Origin of the sequence: Streptomyces sp. SPB074 (assembly GCF_000154905.1) — a bacterium.
In the GTDB taxonomy this organism is placed as follows: domain Bacteria; phylum Actinomycetota; class Actinomycetes; order Streptomycetales; family Streptomycetaceae; genus Streptomyces.
On the sequence record NZ_GG770539.1, the window covers coordinates 2116918 to 2119370 of the forward strand.

Annotated in this window: 2 protein-coding genes and 2 pseudogenes; 1 reads left to right on the forward strand and 3 read right to left on the reverse strand. The window is 74.8% G+C overall.

Annotated features, from left to right (window positions below):
• The 3 genes and pseudogenes from SSBG_RS34395 to sigE all read right to left on the reverse strand — a co-directional run.
• Positions 1-283, reverse strand: a pseudogene (locus tag SSBG_RS34395) (zf-HC2 domain-containing protein); the annotation flags it as partial.
• 267 nt (positions 284-550) lie between these two features.
• Positions 551-655: pseudogene (locus SSBG_RS36070) on the reverse strand (zf-HC2 domain-containing protein); the annotation flags it as partial.
• Positions 652-1452: an RNA polymerase sigma factor SigE gene (gene sigE / locus SSBG_RS08450; RefSeq protein WP_078491250.1), complete on the reverse strand. Its 801-nt coding sequence runs from the start codon at positions 1450-1452 to the stop codon at positions 652-654. The pseudogene SSBG_RS36070 and the gene sigE, both read right to left, overlap by 4 nt.
• A gap of 247 nt (positions 1453-1699) precedes the next feature.
• Between sigE and SSBG_RS08455 the strand changes: the two genes are divergently transcribed.
• The gene (locus SSBG_RS08455) at positions 1700-2398 is read left to right on the forward strand and encodes an O-methyltransferase (protein WP_050776878.1); all 699 of its coding nucleotides are present in this window, start codon (positions 1700-1702) and stop codon (positions 2396-2398) included.
• The last annotated feature ends 55 nt before the right edge of the window (positions 2399-2453 follow it).

Below are 2453 nucleotides of genomic sequence, written 5' to 3' on the forward strand. Positions count from 1 at the left end.
CCACGGCGCTGGGACCGCGCTGCGGGGTGACGCTGCTGCCGCGCGCCTCGGGGGCGTCCCCGGCGCCGGAGGAGACTCCGCCGAGGGCGAGCGCGGCGAGTGAGACGGCGCCCGCCGCCGCGTAGGCGAGGCGGCGCCCGCGCGAGGAGGCGCGGGGGGTGTCGCCGCCCGGCGCCGGGTGCACGGGGAAGGGCGCGACCCGGTTCAGGACGGGGGCGAGCGCGGGGCGGGTCAGGGCGGCGACCCCGGCGGCTCCGACGGCTCCGGCGCCTGCGGCGGGCACGCCGAATCGTCCGGCGGCCCCGTCGTGCGCGGTGGGTCCGCCGGGGAGGCCGCGTCCGGGCGCTCCGCCGCCCGCGAAGGGCGTGTGACCGGTCGGTCCGCAGGGGAATCCGTGGTCAGGGCCTCCGGGAAGCCCTTGAAGACGCTCCAGAAGAGCGGGCGGCAACGCGGGGGCGGCGGCCTGCGCGAAGGCGCTTTTCAGGCGGCGCTGTTCGTCGGCGTCCGTCTTGCAGCGGGGACAGGTCGCGAGGTGGGAGAGGACTCGCTCCCGGGCGTCGTGATCCAGCTCGCCGTCCACGAAGGCGGCGAGGCGGTCGCCGAGGTGCTGCTCGGAGAGACAGCGCCGGGCGGCTGGGGGACGTGATCCGCTCACGCGCTCGCGCTCCCCCCTCCCAGCGCGGGCACCGGGCTCCTCAGCAGGCCGCGCCGCTCGGCGCGCGCCTCGGGGGAACGGTGCTTGAGGGCCTTGCGGAGCTGGGAGCGGCCCCGGTGGATACGGCTGCGCACGGTGCCGAGCTTGACGTCGAGGGTCGCGGCGATCTCCTCGTAGGAGAGCCCCTCGATGTCGCACAGGACGACGGCGGCGCGGAACTCGGGCGCGAGGGTGTCGAGCGCCTGCTGCACGTCGGCGTCGAAGTGGGTGTCGTGCAGGACCTGCTGCGGCGAGGGCTCGCGGCTCGGGAGCCGTTCGGCGGCGTCGTCGCCGAGGGCGTCGAAGCGGATGCGCTGCTTGCGGCGGACCATGTCGAGGAACAGGTTCGTCGTGATGCGGTGCAGCCAGCCCTCGAAGGTGCCGGGGGTGTACGTGGACAGGGAGCGGAAGACGCGGACGAAGACCTCCTGCGTGAGGTCCTCGGCGTCGTGCTGATTGCCCGTGAGGCGGTAGGCGAGGCGGTAGACGCGGGCGCTGTGGGTGCTGACGATCTCCTCCCAGCTGGGCGGCGTCCACGCCTTCGATTCCGCGTCGGCGGCGAAGGTCGCGGTGCGTACGGAATCGTCGGCGGGGGCGCCCTCGCGGGCCGCGCGGGCCTGCGGAAGGGCTCGGTCAGCGGTGTCGGTCACGGATTTCGGCTTGGCGGGCGGTCCGGGACGCCAGGGCGGCGCCGGGTCACCGGCCGCAGCCGCACCTCCCCTGTCAGCTCTGGTGGTGTCCAGTGGAGCACCCACCATAGCCATACGGACCGTTAGCTCCGGATAAGCGATTTTGCCGGGATTGACCTCGGCATCCGCGCTGGTCATCCCGTACGGACGCGCTGTCGCACGCTCCGGCTCCAAGCCGCGCCTCGGCGCCCTCTCGCACACCGCGCTCGCGGTCATCCTCCACCTCCCGTACGCGCCGGGGGACCGGCTTCCCGTGCGGCCCGGCGGCGAGGGCACTGCCCGCGACCGGCGCACAGCACTCTTAACGTCCGGTCCCATCTGCGGGTTCCCTTGGCCAACGGATACAGTCACGGCCAGGCAACTACGGGGCAAGGAGAGGCTCATTACCGGCAACCGGGAGACGGGCTGGGCGTTCGTCGACGCCTTCGTCGCCGAGGACGAGACGCTGATGTGGGCCCGGGAGCGGGCGCGCGAGGCGGGTCTGCGTCCGGTGTCCCCCGCGACCGGGGCGGCCCTCGCGCTGCTCGCCGCCTCCGTGGACGCCAAGGCGGTGGCCGAGATCGGCACGGGCACCGGCGTCTCGGGGCTGTACCTGCTGCGCGGGATGCGCCCGGACGGGGTACTCACGACGGTGGACCCGGAGCCGGAGCGGCAGCAGTTCGCCCGGCAGGCGTTCCGCGCGGCGGGCTTCGCGGGCAACCGGGCCCGGTTCATCCCGGGCCGCGCCCTCGACGTGCTGCCCCGGCTGGCGGACAACGGGTACGACCTGGTCTTCTGTGACGGCGACCGCCTGGAGTGCCTGGAGTGCCTGGAGGAGGCGCTGCGGCTCCTGCGGCCCGGGGGCGCGGTCTGCTTCGAGGGGATCTTCGCCGACGGCCGGACGTACGCGGCGGGCCCGCAGCCGGTCGAGGTGGTGCGGCTGCGCGAACTGGTCCGCGCGATACGCGAGCACCCGGGGCTCGTCCCGTCACTGCTGCCGGTCGGGGACGGCCTGCTGAGCGCGGTGGCGCGGTAATTCTCGCGGCGGCTGAGCCGAAGGAAGCGCGACGGTGCCGAGACGCCCGTCGCGC